Here is a 16,255-nt window from a genome sequence, read left to right as displayed (position 1 = left end):
CCCCCGCGCTGAGAGGCTCGATCTGCGGCAGCGCCGTCCGCAGGGCGACGCCGTGCGCGCCGGGTACGCGTTCACCGGCCCGGCCCTCGAGCTCGGCGCCCTCGTCAACGGCGACGCGCGGATCGACGTGCCCGTCCGCATCCCGCTCGGCATGCTCAATCGGCACGGCCTCGTCGTCGGCGCGACCGGCACCGGCAAGACGAAGACGCTGCAGGTCCTCGCCGAGCAGCTCTCGGCCCACGGCGTCCCCGTCTTCGCTGCGGACATCAAGGGCGACCTCTCCGGCCTCGCCACTCCGGGCACCGCGACCGACGCGCTGCTCGCCCGCACCCGCGGCATCGGCCAGGACTGGCGGGCGGAGGCGGCCCCCGCCGAGTACTTCGCGCTCGGCGGCATCGGCATCGGCGTCCCCGTCCGCGCCACCGTGACGGGATTCGGCGCGCTGCTGCTCGCGAAGGTGCTCGGCCTCAACCACACGCAGGAGTCGAGCCTCGGCCTCGTCTTCCACTACGCCGAGAGCGCCGGTCTCCCGCTCGTCGACCTGTCCGATCTCCGCGCCGTGCTCACCTACCTCGTCGGCGACGAGGGCAAGGCGGAGCTCGCCGAGCTCGGCGGGCTGTCGAAGGCGACCGCCGGCGTGATCCTCCGCGAGCTGATCGCGTTCGCCGACCAGGGCGCCGACGTGTTCTTCGGCGAGCCTGAGATCGACACGGCCGAGTTCCTCCGCCTCGCCGCCGACGGGCGCGGCGTCGTCAGCCTCCTCGAGGTCCCCGGAGTCGCCGACCGACCGGCTCTGTTCTCCACCTTCCTGATGTGGCTGCTCGCCGACCTCTTCAACGACCTGCCGGAGGTCGGCGACCTCGACAAGCCGAAGCTGGTGTTCTTCTTCGACGAGGCGCACCTGCTCTTCCGCGACGCGTCGAAGGACTTCCTCGCCGCGATCACCCAGACCGTGCGCCTCATCCGCTCCAAGGGCGTCGGCATCGTCTTCGTCACCCAGACCCCGAAGGATGTGCCGGGCGACGTCCTCGCCCAGCTCGGCTCCCGCGTGCAGCACCAGCTCCGCGCGCACACGCCGGACGACGCCAAGGCCCTCCGCGCCACCGTCTCGACCTACCCTGAGAGCGACTACGACCTCGGTGAGGTCCTCCAGGCGCTCCCCATCGGCGAGGCGATCGTGACGGTCATGAACGAGCGCGGCGCCCCGACCCCGGTCGCCTGGACGCGTCTCCGCGCCCCGCTCGGCTCGATGAAGCCCACCCCCGAGGCCGACCGCGAGGCGAGCGTCCAGAGGTCCCCGCTCCTCGCGCGCTACGGCACGCCCCTCGACCGCGACTCCGCCCGCGAGATCCTCACCCGCCGGCTCGACGCCGCCGCCGACGCCGAGGAGGCCCGCGCCGCCGCCGAGCAGCAGGCCGCCGACGACGCCCGCCGCGCCAAGGAGGACGCGCGTCGCGCCAAGGAGGAGACCGCGGACGCCGCCCGCCGCGCGAAGGAGCGGGCCGCCGCCGAGCGCGCCGCCGACCAGGCCGCCGAGCGCTCCCGACGGCGCACGGCACCGACCTCCCGCGGGACCCGCACCGCCCGCCGCGACAAGACGGTCGTCGAGGAGGTGCTGGGCTCGAGCGCCGGCAGGACCCTGCTGCGCGAGGTGGTCCGCGGGATCTTCGGGACCGCCCGACGGCGCTGAGGCGGCCCGGGCCGGTCCGGGAGTCGAGGCGCTAACGGGAACGTGTTAGCGTCGGTAGCATGAGTGAGAGCGGGACGACGCGGGAGCGGATCCTCCGAGCGACGGTCGAGCTGCTGGCGGACGGCGGGCGGGACGCGGTGTCGACGCGGGCGATCAGCGCGGCGGCGGGGGTCCAGGCCCCCACGATCTACCGGACGTTCGGCGACCTGCGCGGGCTGCTCGACTCGGCCGCGGCAGCCGGATTCGCCACGGCCCTCGCCGACTTCGAGCGGAGCGAGGCGCCGGCCGACCCGGTCGACGCGCTCCGTGCCGCCTGGGATCACCACGTCGCCTTCGGACTCGCCGAACCGCACCTCTACGCGCTGATGTTCACCGCGCGGCCGGGGGAGGAGTCGGAGGCGGCGCGCCTGTCCCGCGGCGTCCTCCTCGACGCGGTCCGGGCCGTCGCCGAAGCCGGCCGCCTCACCGTCGACGTCGAGCGGGCCTCCCGCCTGCTCCAGTCGGCCGCGCTCGGCTGCACCCTCACGCTGACCGCCCTCGCCGACCCCGACGACGAGCTCTCGTCCCGCTCGCGCGAGTCCGTCCTCGCGGCGATCACCACGGCGGAGGCGGGCCCCACCGATCCCGCCGCCCGTGCGGTCGTCGCGCACGCCGTCGCCCTGCGGACGGCGCTGCCGCAGATCGAGCCTCTCAGCGCGGGGGAGCGGCTCCTGCTCGACGAATGGCTCGAGCGCATCGCCGACTGACGGCCGGCGTCGCCGGAGGGTCCGTATCGCCGCCCTGTCGTCCGCGTTGTCGTAATACGGATGGCGACGGGCACGATCCGGGACCGGCACCTACGGTCGGACCATGTCGCGAACCATAGCCGAACTCTTCTTCCGCCCCGTCTGCGCCGCCTGCTCGGCCCCGCTCGTCGCCCGCCGTGGCGCTTTCTGCTCCGACTCCTGCGCGCGGACGAACCACCTCTACGGCTGATCCCGCACGCCCGGCGCGCGCCGAACGATCGGCGGCGCCTGCTCGGCGCGACCTCGTCGGCTGCAGCTGCGTGTGTGCCGGCGGCGCGAACCCGGCGCTGCGTGAGCGCGCCGCTCCGACGGACGCCCGCACCGGTCGACCGGGCCTCGACGATCGGCCGCACCGGTTAAACAAAACGGTGCCCGTGCTGGCGAGAGCAACGGACACCGTTCGCGGAGGATGGGGGATTCGAACCCCCGAGGGCTTTCACCCAACACGCTTTCCAAGCGTGCGCCATAGGCCACTAGGCGAATCCTCCTGGCACGACCTGAGCCGCGACTCATCGATACTAGCCGGTGTCGGAGCCTTCCGCTGACCACGACCCCGACACGCCCCGCTCTCCTCGGCCGCCGTCGTCGGTTAGACTGTCACCCGGCTCCCCGCGTGGCGCCATCCAGGCCAACTCCCCCAGGGCGGAAACGCAGCAAGGGTAACCGGGCTCTGGCGGGTGCGCGGGGGGTCCTCTTCCGTTAACCGGCCCGCCTGCTCCGCCGATGGACCGCCGCACAGCCGCTACGAGGCCCTACCGACTGCGGACGCTCCTCCACAGCCGCGCGCCATGCACGCCCTCCCATCCCTGGCCTCTACTCAGCCAGGCGGAGGGACCCCCTCGGTAGGCTGGATCCGATGGTTCAGAGCATCTACATCTCGTCCGCCGAAGGTCATTCGGGCAAGTCCACGGTCGCCCTCGGCGTCCTCGATGCGCTCAGCAGCCAGGTGCAGCGGGTCGGCGTCTTCCGCCCGATCGCCCGCTCCACCTCCGAGCCGGACTACGTGCTCGAGATGCTGCTCGGCCACTCCGACTCGGGCCTCGCCTACGAGGACTGCATCGGCGTCACCTACGAGGACGTCCACGCCGACGGCGAGGCGGCGCTCTCGCGGATCGTCGAGCGGTACAAGGGCGTCGAGGCCCGGTGCGACGCCGTCGTCATCCTCGGCTCCGACTACACGGACGTCGGCAGCCCCACCGAGCTCGGCTACAACGCCCGCATCGCCGCCAACCTCGGCGCCCCGGTCCTGCTCGTCCTCACCGGCCGGGACTCGTCCCGCAGCGAGCAGCTGGGCCAGGCTCCCGCGCGCACGCCGGAGGAGATGCGCCAGATCACGGAGCTCGCCTCGGTCGAGCTGCGCACGGCCCACGCGAGCCTCATCGGAGTGATCGCGAACCGCGCCGATCCCGACACCGCCGCCGACGCCGTCGCCGCGATCCGCGAGAGCATCCCCGCCACCGTCCCGGTCTGGGCGATCCGCGAGGATCCGTTCCTCGTCGCTCCGAGCCTGTCCCGCCTGGTCGAGGCGGTCGACGGCGTCGTCGTCGCGGGCGATCCGGAGCTGCTCGGCCGGGAGGCGCTCGGCGTGGTGATCGCCGGCATGTCCATGGTGAACGTCCTGCCGCGGCTCACCGAGGGCGGCGTCGTGATCGTCCCCGGCGACCGGCCCGAGGTCGTCCTCGCCGTGATCATGGCGTACGCCTCCGGCACGTTCCCCACGGTCACCGGCATCATCCTCAACGGCGGCTTCGAGCTGCCGGAGCCGATCGTCCGGCTGATCGAGGGCGTCGACAGCCGCGTGCCGATCGTGATGACCGAGCTCGGCACGTACGACACCGCCGTCCGCGTCACTGCGGCCCGCGGCCGCCTGGCGGCCGACTCCCCGCGCAAGCGCGACACCTCCCTCGCCCTCTTCCAGGAGGCGGTCGACGCGGTCGAGCTGCTCACCCTCCTCGACGTCGGCCGGTCCGAGGTCGTCACACCGCTGATGTTCGAGTACGGGCTGATCGAGCGCGCGCGCATCGCCGACCGCCACATCGTCCTGCCCGAGGGCGGCGACGACCGGATCCTCCGCGCCGCCGCGACCGTGCTCAAGCGCGGCATCGCCCGGCTCACGATCCTCGGCGAGGAGGCCGAGATCCGCGCCCGTGCGGCGGGCCTCGGCCTCGACCTCGACGGCGCGCGCGTGCTGAGCACTCTCGACCCCGAGCACCGCGCGCGCTTCGCCGAGGAGTACGCCCGCATCCGCGCGCACAAGGGCATCACCTACGACCACGCCTACGACACCGTCACGGACGTCTCCTACTTCGGCACGATGATGGTGCAGCTCGGCCTGGCCGACGGGATGGTCTCGGGAGCCGCGCACACGACCGCGCACACCATCCGCCCCGGCTTCGAGATCATCAAGACGAGCCCGGGCGTCTCCGTCGTCTCGAGCGTGTTCCTGATGGCGCTCGCCGACCGCGTGCTGGTCTACGGCGACTGCGCAGTGAACCCCGATCCCACCGAGGCGCAGCTCGCCGACATCGCGATCTCGTCCGCCGAGACCGCCCAGCAGTTCGGCATCGATCCCCGCATCGCGATGCTCTCCTACTCCACGGGCGAGAGCGGAGCCGGCGCCGACGTCGAGAAGGTCCGCGCGGCGACGGCTCTGGTGCGCGAGCGCCGGCCCGACCTGCTCGTCGAGGGCCCGATCCAGTACGACGCGGCGGCCGACGCGGCGGTCGCGGCCTCGAAGATGCCCGGCTCCCAGGTCGCCGGGCGCGCGACGGTGTTCATCTTCCCCGACCTCAACACGGGCAACAACACCTACAAGGCCGTGCAGCGCTCGGCCGGCGCCGTCGCCATCGGACCGGTCCTCCAGGGCCTGCGCAAGCCGGTCAACGACCTCTCGCGCGGCGCGCTCGTGCAGGACATCGTCAACACCGTCGCGATCACGGCCATCCAGGCCGCCACCCAGGCCATCGTCCCGCCCACCGCCGCCATCCCCGTGGTGCGCTAGCGGCGACCCCGCCGCCGCCTCTCCCGACCCCGATCACCCCAGGAGTCCCCTCATGTCCGTCGTCCTCGTCGTCAACAGCGGATCGTCGTCGTTCAAGTACCAGCTCATCGAGATGACCACCGAGGAGACGCTCGCCAGCGGCCTCGTCGAGCGGATCGGCGAGGACACCGGCCGCACGAAGCACACCCGCGACGGGGAGTCGTTCGAGATCGAGGGGCTGATCCCCGACCACACCGCCGGCTTCGACGCGATGATCCGCGCATTCGGCGAGCACGGCCCGAGCCTCGACGAGTTCCCTCCCGTCGCCGTGGGCCACCGCGTCGTGCACGGCGGCAAGCGCTTCTTCGAGCCCACCGTCGTCACCGACCTGGTCAAGATCAACATCGAGGACCTCGCCGACCTCGCCCCGCTGCACAACCCCGCCAACCTCGAGGGCATCGAGGCGGCGCAGAACGCCTTCCCGGACGTCCCGCACGTCGCCGTCTTCGACACCGCCTTCCACCACACGATCCCGGCCGAGGCGTCGACCTACGCGCTGCCCGCCGAGCTCGCCGAGAAGCACCGCGTCCGCCGCTACGGCTTCCACGGCACCTCGCACAAGTTCGTCTCGGAGGCCGCCGCCGCCTATCTCGGCCGCCGCCGCTCCGACCTGAAGACGATCGTCCTGCACCTGGGCAACGGAGCGTCCGCCTGCGCGGTCGACGGCGGCGTCTCCGTCGAGACCTCGATGGGCATGACCCCGCTCGAGGGCCTGGTGATGGGCACCCGCTCCGGCGACCTCGACCCGGCCGTCGTCTTCCACCTCGCCCGCAAGGCGGGCCTCTCGATCGACGAGCTCGACACCCTCCTCAACCGCCGAAGCGGCCTCCTCGGCCTCACGGGTCGCGGCGACATGCGCGACGTCCAGGAGGCGGCCGAGGCCGGCGACGAGCGGGCCCGCGCCGGACTCGAGGTCTACTACCACCGCCTCCGCCACTACATCGGGGCCTTCTACGCCCAGCTGGGCCGCGTCGACGCCGTGGTGTTCACGGCCGGAGTCGGCGAGAACGTCGCCGCCGTCCGCGCCGGCGCCCTCCGCGGCCTCGAGGGCCTGGGCATCGAGCTCGACCCCGAGCGCAACACGTCCTCCGACCGCGGCGCCCGCCGCATCTCCACCGACGACTCCCGCGTCGCCGTCCTCGTCATCCCCACGAACGAGGAGCTGGAGATCGCCCGGCAGAGCTTGTCGGTCGTGTAGCGGCGGAGCCGCGACATCACTCGCGGTCGGCTTCCGGGGGTGGCGGCTCCTGTCGGGCTGTCCTGAATCGCTGGCACGCGGCGGTGCTCGCTCGTCGTGCAGCGGTGGCCCGCTACGCGACCTCGGTCGGCCTCTCAGGGGTTGCGTTCCGCAGAGCGTGGAGCGTCGGGCTGCCCTGAATCGCTCGCACGCGATTCCGGGTCGCGGCCCTCTGCCGAATACTCGGGCCCTCCTGCTGGTCGAGTAGCCGCGGGACGCGGCGTATCGAGTCCGAGCGCGAGGGAGGAGATCTCGATGCGGCTGCTGCGCGGGCTGCTCCATCGGCAGGAGCCGGCCGAGGAGCCCCGGCTCAGGGCAGCAGGCGCGCGTCGCCCGCGTAGAGGTTGAAGCCGGAGCCGCGGCTGAAGCCGATCAGGGTGAGGCCGGAGTCGCGAGCCAGGTCCACCGCCAGCGACGACGGGGCACCGACCGCGGCGAGCAGGGGGATGCCGGCCATCACGGCCTTCTGCACCAGCTCGAACGAGGCGCGCCCCGACACCTGCAGCAGCGTCCCCCGCAACGGCAGCCGCCCCTCCCGGAGCCCCCAGCCGACCACCTTGTCCACGGCGTTGTGGCGCCCGACATCCTCTCGGAGCACCAGCAGCGAGCCGTCCGCGTCGAACAGCCCGGCCGCGTGGACGCCGCCCGTCCGCTCGAACACCGCCTGCGCCTCGCGGAGCCGATCGGGGAGCGAGACCAGCAGCTCCCGCTCGACCCGCAGGTCGTCCTCCGCGACGCTCCACGCCGAGTCGGTGGCGACCGCCTCGAGCGACGCGAGCCCGCACACTCCGCACGAGCTCGTCGTGTACACCGACCGCTCGCGCTCGAGCAGCACGGCCTCCCGCCCGCCGCGGACGCTCGCGTCGACCACGTTGTACGTGTTCTCGCCCGGCCCGGAGCCGCTCGCGCAGTAGCGCATCGCCGCGAGCTGCTCCGACTCGGTGAGCACCCCCTCGGACACCAGGAATCCCGCGACCAGGTCGAAGTCGTCGCCGGGCGTGCGCATGGTCACGCTGAAGCGTCGTCCGCCGACGCGGATCTCGAGCGGCTCCTCGACGGCCAGGACGTCCTCGCGACGGCGGGGCGGATCGTCGGCGCGGACGGCGGTCAGGCGGGTGCGGGCGACACTGCGGCTCATGGGTCTCCTCAGGCGGTGGAGGTCATCCTCCCACCGGGAACCGGGAGCGATGCCGGGGTGCGGACGTACGATGCAGGAATGGTCGATGACGCCGAGCCCCGCGAGAGTCCGATCGACGAGAGCCGCCTCTCCGTCCGGTCGCCGAAGAGACGCGCCGTCGGGATCCCCGGCGTCGCCCACGCCCTCGAGATCTCGCTCAAGCAGATGGGCCCGGTGCGCAGCGCCGAGACGCTCCTGCGGGTGAACCAGAAGACCGGATTCGACTGCCCGGGCTGCGCCTGGCCGGAGGGCGACAAGCGCCACGTCGCCGAGTTCTGCGAGAACGGAGCGAAGGCGGTCGCCGAGGAGGCCACGCTCCGCACCGTCACATCGGCGTTCTTCGCCGCGCACCCCGTCGCGGAGCTGGAGGAGTGGGACGACTTCGCGCTCGGCCAGCAGGGCCGGCTCACGGAGCCGATGCTGCTCGAGGAGGGCGCGACGCACTACCGGCCCGTGGGCTGGGACGAGGCGCTCGACCTCGTGGCCGAGGAGCTGCGCGCCTGCGCGAGCCCCGACGAGGCGATCTTCTACACGTCCGGCCGGACCTCGAACGAGTCGGCCTTCGTCTACCAGCTGATGGTCCGCGGCTTCGGCACGAACAACCTGCCCGACTGCTCGAACATGTGCCACGAGTCCAGCGGATCCGCCCTCACCGAGACGATCGGGATCGGCAAGGGCTCGGTGAGCCTGCGCGACGTGGAGCGGGCTCCGCTGATCATCGTCGCAGGCCAGAACCCCGGAACGAACCACCCGCGGATGCTGACCGCGCTGGAGCGCGCCAAGCGCGCCGGCGGCACCATCGTGGCCGTGAATCCGCTGCCGGAGGCGGGGCTGCTCCGCTTCCAGAACCCGCAGACCGTCCGCGGCACCCTGGGCGACGGCACGGCCCTCGCCGACCACTTCCTCCAGGTCCGGCTGGGCGGCGACCAGGCCCTGTTCCAGGGTCTGGGCAAGGCGCTGCTCGAGTCTGAGGAGGCGCGCGGCGACGTCTTCGACCACGCCTTCATCCGCGAGAGCACCGGCGGCCTCGCCGAGTACCTCCACGGGCTGCGGGAGGTCCAGTGGGACGAGATCGAGCGGGCGAGCGGGATCGACGAGACGCGCATCCGCACCGTCGCCGAGCTGATCGCGGCGTCCGAGGGCACCGTCGTCTGCTGGGCGATGGGCCTCACGCAGCACGCGCACTCGGTCGCGACGCTCAAGGACGTCGTCAACGTGCTCCTGCTCACCGGCAACATCGGCAAGCCCGGCGCGGGCGTCTGCCCGGTGCGCGGCCACTCGAACGTGCAGGGCGACCGCACGATGGGCATCTTCGAGCGGATGCCGGACTCCTTCCACGACGCGCTCGACCGCGAGTTCTCCTTCTCCTCCCCGCGCGTGCACGGGACGGACACGGTCGCCGCGATCCGGGCGATGCGCGACGGGAAGGCCCGCGTGTTCATGGGGCTCGGCGGCAACTTCGCCCGGGCGACGCCCGACAGCGGAGTGACGGAGGCGGCGATGCGCTCGCTCGCCCTCACCGTCCACGTCTCGACCAAGCTCAACCGCTCGCACGTGGTCACCGGCCGGCGCGCGCTGATCCTGCCCACCCTCGGCCGCACCGACTCCGACGTGCAGCGCTCGGGCGAGCAGCGGGTCACGGTCGAGGACTCGATGAGCGCCGTGCACGCCTCCCGGGGCCGCCTGCGCCCGCCGAGCCCGGGCCTGCGCTCGGAGGTGGCGATCCTCACGGGGATCGCGGAGCGGCTGCTCGAGGGCCGCGAGAACGTCCCCCGGGTCGACTGGGCGGGACTGCGCGACGACTACCGCCGCATCCGCTCGCACATCGCCAACGTCGTCCCCGGTTTCGACGGCTTCGAGGCCCGGATCGACGTGCCCGGCGGCTTCGTCCTCCCGCACCCGCCGCGCGACTCGCGCCGCTTCGACACCCCCTCCGGCCTGGCCCGCTTCACCGCGAATCCGCTCGAGTACCCGCGGGTTCCGGAGGGCAGGCTGCTGCTGCAGACGCTGCGCTCGCACGACCAGTTCAACACCACGATCTACGGCAAGGACGACCGCTACCGAGGGATCCACGACGGCCGCCGGGTGGTGTTCGTCCACGCCGACGACGTCGCCGAGCTGGGCTTCGCGGACGGCGCGATGGTCGACCTGGTCTCGGAGTGGCCCGACGGCGTCGAGCGGCGGGCGGAGGCGTTCCGCGTCGTGGCGTACGACACGCCCCGCGGCTGCGCGGCCGCCTACTACCCCGAGACGAACGTCCTCGTGCCGCTGGACTCGACCGCGAAGATCAGCAATACGCCGACCTCGAAGTCGGTCGTGATCCGCCTCGAACCGGCGGCGTAGGCCTCACCAGGGCAGCGGCAGCAGGCGCACGGAGTCGCCTGCTGCCGCTCCCGGTGCGGGCACGACGGCCACGGCCTCCGAGGCGGCGAGACCGGTGAGCATGTGCGAGCGGATGCCGGCGGAGGCCCGCCAGCCGTCCTCGCCGGAGCAGACGGGCACGAGCACCGTGGTCCCCGCGCGCCCGAGCGGCTCGGCGAGGACGCCCCGGCCGAGGGGCCGGGCAGCGGCGCCGGACGCCGCGTCGAGGGCCGGCGGCAGGAAGGAGACCGCCGCGAGCAGGGCGGCGAGCGGGTTGCCCGGCAGCGCGATCACCAGCGTCCCTCGCGGCAGCAGCGCAGCCATGGTCGGGTGGCCGGGGCGCATTCCGACGCCGTCGACGAGGACGCGCGCGCCCACCGCATCGAGGGCGCGACGGACCGCGTCCACCCGGGAGCGCCCGGTCCCGCCCGTCGTGAGGAGGATCGGCGCCGTGCCCGCCAGCAGCGTCCGTGCGATCGCCTCCTCGTCGTCGCCGCGGCGCACGATCTCTCCCACAGCTCCGCCCGAGAGCTCGACCAGCGCGGGCAGCAGCGGCGTGAACGCGTCGCGCACCCGTCCGGCGGGCGGCATCCCCTCGGTGTCGACCTCGTCCCCCGTGAGGAGCAGGTCGACCGCGGCGGGTGGGCGGACGTCGAGCGCGTCGATCCCGGCGACCGCGAGCAGGGCGAGGTGCGCGGGAGTGAGGCGGGTCCGGGCATCGACCAGCACGGCTCCGCGGGCGGCCTCGTCGCCCGCGCGCCGGACGTGGCGGCCGGGCGGGAGGGGCGCCCGCGCCGTGAGCAGGTCGTCGCGGACCGCGCCCTGCTCGGACGGCAGCACCGCGTCGCTCCAGTCGGGCACGGCGGCTCCGGTGACGATCGGCGCGGCGGTGCCGTCCTCGAGCGGCCAGGGCCCGGGTCCGCGCACGGCCCAGCCGTCCATGGCCGAGGAGTCGTAGTGGGGGAGCGGCCGGGCGGCGGTGACGGCGCGGTCGAGGACGGCTCCGCGGGCGTCGAGGAGGGGGACGGTCGAGACGCCGGAGCGCGCCACCGCTTCGCCGACGATCCGCCTGGCCTCGTCCCAGTCGGTCGCCTCATGCCCATGCGCGCTCATCCCGTCCATTCTCCCGGGGCTCGGGGCGGGCCCTGGGCAGGACCCGCCCCGTCGGTCATCCCAGGTAGCCGTTCGGGTTCAGCACGAACTTCTTCGCGGCGCCCTTGTCGAAGTCGGCGTAGCCGCGGGGAGCGTCGTCCAGGCTGATCGCGGTGGCCTGGACCGCGTCGGCGATGTGGACCCGGTCGTGCAGGATCGCCATCATCAGCTGCCGGTTGTACTTCATGACCGGGCACTGGCCCGTGGTGAAGGACAGCGACTTCGCCCAGCCGAGCCCGAGGCGGATCGACAGCGAGCCCTCCTGGGCCGCCTCGTCGACTCCGCCCGGGTCGCCCGTGACGTAGAGGCCCGGGATGCCGAGGGCGCCGCCCGCCGCGGTGATCGACATCAGCGAGTTCAGCACCGTCGCCGGCGCCTCCTTCCCCGAGTCGGCGCCGTTGCCGTGCGCCTCGAAGCCGACGGCGTCCACTCCGCAGTCGACCTCGGGCACGCCGAGGATCTGCTCGATCTGGCCGGCCGGATCGCCCTTCGAGACGTCGACCGTCTCGCAGCCGAAGGAGCGCGCCTGCGCCAGACGCTCCTCGTTGAGGTCCGCGACGATCACGACGGCCGCTCCGAGCAGCTGCGCTCCGACCGCCGCGGCGAGTCCGACCGGTCCCGCTCCTGCGACGTAGACCGTGGAGCCGACGCCGACTCCGGCGGTCACCGCGCCGTGGAAGCCCGTCGGGAAGATGTCCGAGAGCATCGTCAGATCGAGGATCTTCTCGAGCGCCTGATCGCGGTCCGGGAACACCAGGAGGTTCCAGTCGGCGTAGGGGACCATCACGTACTCGGCCTGCCCGCCGACCCAGCCGCCCATGTCGACGTAGCCGTACGCGCTGCCAGGGCGGTCCGGATTCACGTTGAGGCAGATGCCGGTCTTGCGCTCCTTGCAGTTGCGGCAGCGGCCGCAGGCGATGTTGAACGGCACGGACACGATGTCGCCGACCTTGACGAACTCGACGTCGGGGCCGACCTCCACGACCTCGCCGGTGATCTCGTGGCCGAGCACGAGGTCCGACGGAGCGGTGGTGCGGCCGCGGACCATGTGCTGGTCCGAGCCGCAGATGTTGGTGGAGACGGTGCGGAGGATGGCGCCGTGCGGCAGCTTCCGCCCGATGTTCGCCGGATTGACGCCGGGTCCGTCCTTCAGCTCGAAGGCGGGGTAGTCGATGTCGATGACCTCGACGACTCCGGGGGACTTGTAGGCGACGGCTCTGTTGCCTGACATGCGGGGCTCCTTCAGATGGACGACCGCGGCGCAGTCGGCCGCGGGAGTCCTGCGCCGCTCTCGGTCCGAGCCGCGGCACCGGGACTCGGGGGAACCGTACGGCGTCGGCCTGGTGCCGGATCGAGGCCGGTGGAGTAGCGTCTCAGGAGGCGTGCATACGCTCGTCCACCGCCCGGTGCGAGGCCGTGAGCGCCGCGTCGAGCGCGTCCCGGCCGCCCCCGGCCAGGCCCGCCGCGTAGCCCGCGAGGAACGTGGTCAGCGGAGCCGCCGGCCGGACCACTCCGTGCGCCGCGCGACCGGCGAGGGCGAGCAGGGCGTCCGGGTCCACCGGGACCCCGCCGAGGCCGAGCGCGGAGCACAGCTCGGCCCACCAGCCGGCGAGCACCTCCTCGGTGGGGCGGGCGCCGTCGGAGGCGGAGGGGCGGGGGCCGGTCGTGTCGTCCATCCGCTCAGTCTGCGCCGCGCGGGCCCGACAGGTCGATCCCGTGCCGGAGCGCGTCGGCGGGCGCGTCGACGTCGTCGGTCGTCCCTCCGGGCACCGTCACGAGCCGCGGGGGAAGGTCCCGGAGGAGGGCGCGCACCGAGGCGCCGTCGGGATCGCCGAGCGCGGTGAGCGCTTCGACGAGGGCCGCTCGCCGGTGCACGCCGAGGAGCTGCTGGGCTCGGCCGCTCGCGTCGACGGCCAGGAGGGAGGCCTCGACGGCGTTCGACGCGACCTCGAGCAGGGTGTGCACGGCGGGAGCGGGGGAGACGAGATCGGCGGCGAGCACGACGACCCAGTCCGGAGCGCCCGGGCGGTCGAGCAGGGGCAGCGCGGCGGCCAGGCCTGCGACCGGGCCGCCGAACGGCGGATCCTCCTGGACGAGCTCGGCGCCGTCGACAGCCGGAGCGAGCGACGACGGTCCGGCCACGATCCTCCGCTCGGCTCCGCGCACGGCTGCGAGGGCGGTGCCGAGGAGCGTCGACTCGCGGTGCCGGAGGAGCGGCTTGACCGCGCCGCCGAGGCGGGAAGCGCGTCCGCCGGCGAGCACGACCGCGTCGAAGCGGGGGAGCGGAGGCGGCGGGAGCACGGGACCGAGGCTACGCGCGCTCGGAGGTCCGCCGTCCCGGCTCCGGTGTCGGAGGTCGCGGCTACTCTTGTCGGGTGGTAGCAGCCCTGTATCGCCGGTACCGGCCCGAGACGTTCGCCGAGATGATCGGCCAGTCCCAGGTGACGGATCCGCTCATGACGGCGCTCCGCACCAACCGCGTCAACCACGCCTACCTCTTCAGCGGCCCCCGCGGCTGCGGCAAGACCACCTCGGCGCGCATCCTCGCCCGCTGCCTCAACTGCGCGACGGGCCCGACCGACACCCCCTGCGGCGTCTGCGACAGCTGCGTCGAGCTCAGCCGCGAGGGCCAGGGCTCGCTCGACGTGGTCGAGATCGACGCGGCGAGCCACAACGGAGTCGACGACGCGCGCGATCTGCGCGAGCGCGCCATCTTCGCCCCGGCGCGCGACCGCTTCAAGATCTTCATCCTCGACGAGGCGCACATGGTCACGCCGCAGGGCTTCAACGCGCTGCTCAAGATCGTGGAGGAGCCGCCGGAGCACGTGAAGTTCATCTTCGCGACCACGGAGCCGGACAAGGTCATCGGCACGATCCGCTCGCGCACGCACCACTACCCGTTCCGGCTCGTCCCGCCGGCGCAGATGCTCGACTACACGCAGGAGCTCTGCGAGCGCGAGGGCGTGCACGTGGCGGCCGGCGTGCTGCCGCTCGTGGTCCGCGCGGGCGGCGGGTCCGTCCGCGACACGCTCTCCCTGCTCGACCAGCTGATGGCCGGCTCCGAGGCCGAGACCGTCGAGTACGAGCGGGCCGTCGCCCTCCTCGGCTACACCCACGGCGCCCTGCTCGACGAGGTGGTCGACGCGCTCGCCGAGCACGACTCCGCCGAGGCGTTCGGAGCGGTCGACCGCGTCATCCAGACGGGGCAGGACCCGCGCCGCTTCGTCGAGGACCTGCTCGAGAAGCTCCGCGACCTGATCGTCGTCGCGGCGACCGGGGGAGCGGCCTCGGCCGTGCTCCGCGGCGTCTCGCAGGACGAGCTCGACCGCATGGCCGGCCAGTCGCGCGCGCTCGGCCTGGCCGAGCTCTCCCGCATCGCCGACGTGGTCAACGAGGCCCTCACCGAGATGACCGGTGCGACCTCGCCGCGCCTGCACCTCGAGCTGATGATCGCCCGAACCCTGGTGCACGGCACCGGCGCCGGCATCGCGCCCGTCGCGGCCCAGGAGGAGCGCCCGCGGCACGTGGCCCCGCCGCGCGAGACCGCGGCGCCCGCCCCGCGGTCGTCCGAGGCGTCGCGCGCGTCCGAGCCGTCCCGTGCGCCCGAGCCCCACCACGCCTCGCACGCCGCCGCTCCCGGCTCGGTGCCCGAGACCATCGCGGCCGCTCCGCGCACCGAGGCGCCGGTGACCGCGTCCGCACCGGTCGCCGCGCCGCCGGTGACGGCGCCCGAGGAGACGGCGGCCGCGCCGGAGGCGGACGAGTCCGCGTCGGCCGAGTCAGGACGCCCCCGCGCGACGACCGCCGCGGCGGCTCGTCCGGAGCCGGTCGGGCAGGAGCCGTCGGATCAGGCCGCTGCGTCCACTGAGGCGCCCGCCGCCTCCGCACCCGCTGCGGCCGCGGGCGACGCATCCGCCGACGGCGCGGTCACCCTCCAGCGGATGAAGGACACCTGGCCCGAGATCCTCGAGGTCGTGCAGAAGGCGAAGATGACCGCCTGGCTGGTGGCCTACACCGCCCAGGTGCGCGCCCTCAAGGACGACGTGCTGACCCTCTCGTTCCCGAGCCAGAACGACGTCGAGTCGTTCAAGATGCCGGGAACCGCTGGGCAGCCCGGAGTCAGCGAGTACCTGCGTCAGGCGATCCAGCAGGTCCTCGGCCTGCGGGTGAAGTACATCGCCCGCGTCGAGCCTCGCGCCGCCGCCCCGGAGGCCGAGCGCGCCGCCGTCGAGGCGACCGCCGCGCCCGCCCCGGCTGCGCCGATCCCGGCCGCGACCGGCTCCGACGGCTGGGCCACGGTGGCGATCCCCGCCGATCCGACCCCTGCGGCCGAGGCGGCTGCTCCCTCCGCTCCGGTGGAGGCCCCCGCCGCGGCCGCCGAGCCGGTGCGCGCCGCCCCCCTCGCCGCCGCTGAAGCCGCTCCCGCCGGCGACGAGCCCCCGTTCGACGAGGAGCCGCCGGAGGAGGACATGCCGCCGGTCGAGCCGCCGATGCCCGACTCCTGGGCGACCGTCGCACCTCCCGGCGAGCCCGCCGCCGCGCCCGAGCCCGCCGCCCCGCCGCGGCCCGCCCCCGTCGCCGAGCGTCCGGCTCCCGCCGCGCGCCCGGTCACCCGCACGACCCGCTCGGCGACCGCCGACGGCCGTCAGCGCTACGGCGAGGCGGTCGTCCGCGAGATCCTCGGCGCCCAGTTCATCGAGGAGCAGCCCCACACGCCGCGCAGCTCGAGCAGGATCTCGGCGAGCCGGGTGACGTCGAACGTCTCGGTCTGCAGGATGTGGAACGCGATGCGCTGGGCGGACTTCGGGCCGAT

Annotated in this window: 11 protein-coding genes, 1 tRNA gene, 1 other RNA gene and 2 pseudogenes; 8 read left to right on the top strand and 7 right to left on the bottom strand. The window is 73.7% G+C overall.

Features of this window, described 5'->3' with window-relative positions; translation table 11 throughout:
* Positions 1-22 precede the first annotated feature (22 nt).
* The 3 genes from C5D04_RS15440 (at position 23) to C5D04_RS18740 (ending at position 2,665) form a co-directional block, all read left to right on the top strand.
* On the top strand, positions 23-1,690 hold the full coding sequence (locus C5D04_RS15440) for a helicase HerA-like domain-containing protein (RefSeq protein ID WP_104347972.1): 1,668 nt from the start codon (positions 23-25) through the stop codon (positions 1,688-1,690).
* A gap of 59 nt (positions 1,691-1,749) precedes the next feature.
* Complete coding sequence (locus C5D04_RS15435; RefSeq protein WP_104227474.1) at positions 1,750-2,436, top strand: TetR/AcrR family transcriptional regulator; 687 nt, start codon at positions 1,750-1,752, stop codon at positions 2,434-2,436.
* Positions 2,437-2,539: 103 nt separating this feature from the next.
* Complete coding sequence (locus C5D04_RS18740) at positions 2,540-2,665, top strand: hypothetical protein (protein ID WP_258062975.1); 126 nt, start codon at positions 2,540-2,542, stop codon at positions 2,663-2,665.
* 213 nt (positions 2,666-2,878) lie between these two features.
* Here the strand turns inward: C5D04_RS18740 and C5D04_RS15430 are convergent.
* Positions 2,879-2,963 (bottom strand) — tRNA-Ser (locus C5D04_RS15430).
* 112 nt (positions 2,964-3,075) lie between these two features.
* Between C5D04_RS15430 and ffs the strand changes: the two genes are divergently transcribed.
* The 3 genes from ffs (at position 3,076) to C5D04_RS15415 (ending at position 6,713) form a co-directional block, all read left to right on the top strand.
* Positions 3,076-3,172: signal recognition particle sRNA small type (ffs, locus tag C5D04_RS15425), an RNA gene on the top strand.
* A gap of 159 nt (positions 3,173-3,331) precedes the next feature.
* Positions 3,332-5,476 carry a phosphate acetyltransferase gene (pta, locus tag C5D04_RS15420; protein ID WP_104227473.1) on the top strand — a complete coding sequence of 715 codons (2,145 nt, stop codon included), beginning with the start codon at positions 3,332-3,334 and terminating at the stop codon, positions 5,474-5,476.
* Positions 5,477-5,528: 52 nt separating this feature from the next.
* The gene (locus C5D04_RS15415; protein WP_104347971.1) at positions 5,529-6,713 is read left to right on the top strand and encodes an acetate/propionate family kinase; all 1,185 of its coding nucleotides are present in this window, start codon (positions 5,529-5,531) and stop codon (positions 6,711-6,713) included.
* A 349-nt stretch (positions 6,714-7,062) separates the two neighbouring features.
* Here the strand turns inward: C5D04_RS15415 and fdhD are convergent, their stop codons facing one another.
* Entirely contained in the window at positions 7,063-7,890 is an 828-nt protein-coding gene (gene fdhD / locus C5D04_RS15410) for a formate dehydrogenase accessory sulfurtransferase FdhD (RefSeq protein WP_104225120.1), read from the bottom strand.
* Between the two features lie 78 nt (positions 7,891-7,968).
* Between fdhD and C5D04_RS15405 the strand changes: the two genes are divergently transcribed.
* Positions 7,969-10,272 (top strand): FdhF/YdeP family oxidoreductase, encoded by a 2,304-nt coding sequence (locus C5D04_RS15405; protein WP_104234531.1) that lies wholly within the window; start codon positions 7,969-7,971, stop codon positions 10,270-10,272.
* A 3-nt stretch (positions 10,273-10,275) separates the two neighbouring features.
* Here the strand turns inward: C5D04_RS15405 and C5D04_RS15400 are convergent, their stop codons facing one another.
* The 4 genes from C5D04_RS15400 to C5D04_RS15385 all read right to left on the bottom strand — a co-directional run bounded on the left by C5D04_RS15400 (position 10,276) and on the right by C5D04_RS15385 (position 13,743).
* The gene (locus tag C5D04_RS15400; RefSeq protein ID WP_181137732.1) at positions 10,276-11,403 is read right to left on the bottom strand and encodes a molybdopterin molybdotransferase MoeA; all 1,128 of its coding nucleotides are present in this window, start codon (positions 11,401-11,403) and stop codon (positions 10,276-10,278) included.
* A gap of 55 nt (positions 11,404-11,458) precedes the next feature.
* A complete protein-coding gene (fdhA, locus tag C5D04_RS15395; protein ID WP_104292897.1) occupies positions 11,459-12,673 on the bottom strand; it encodes a formaldehyde dehydrogenase, glutathione-independent in 1,215 nt (404 codons plus the stop codon).
* 142 nt (positions 12,674-12,815) lie between these two features.
* Positions 12,816-13,118, bottom strand: coding sequence for a DUF6457 domain-containing protein (locus C5D04_RS15390; protein WP_104347969.1), 303 nt, complete (start codon positions 13,116-13,118; stop codon positions 12,816-12,818).
* Between the two features lie 4 nt (positions 13,119-13,122).
* On the bottom strand, positions 13,123-13,743 hold the full coding sequence (locus C5D04_RS15385) for a molybdenum cofactor guanylyltransferase (protein ID WP_258068937.1): 621 nt from the start codon (positions 13,741-13,743) through the stop codon (positions 13,123-13,125).
* A 74-nt stretch (positions 13,744-13,817) separates the two neighbouring features.
* Between C5D04_RS15385 and C5D04_RS15380 the strand changes: the two are divergent.
* A pseudogene (locus tag C5D04_RS15380) lies at positions 13,818-16,151 on the top strand (DNA polymerase III subunit gamma and tau); the annotation flags it as partial.
* An 8-nt stretch (positions 16,152-16,159) separates the two neighbouring features.
* Here the strand turns inward: C5D04_RS15380 and C5D04_RS18895 are convergent.
* A pseudogene (locus tag C5D04_RS18895) lies at positions 16,160-16,255 on the bottom strand (recombination protein RecR); the annotation flags it as partial.

The organism is Rathayibacter sp. AY1D2, from assembly GCF_002932695.1.
In the GTDB taxonomy this organism is placed as follows: Bacteria; Actinomycetota; Actinomycetes; order Actinomycetales; family Microbacteriaceae; genus Rathayibacter.
The sequence above is the reverse complement of the archived record's forward strand: the minus strand, read 5'-3'. Positions and strand labels throughout refer to the sequence as shown.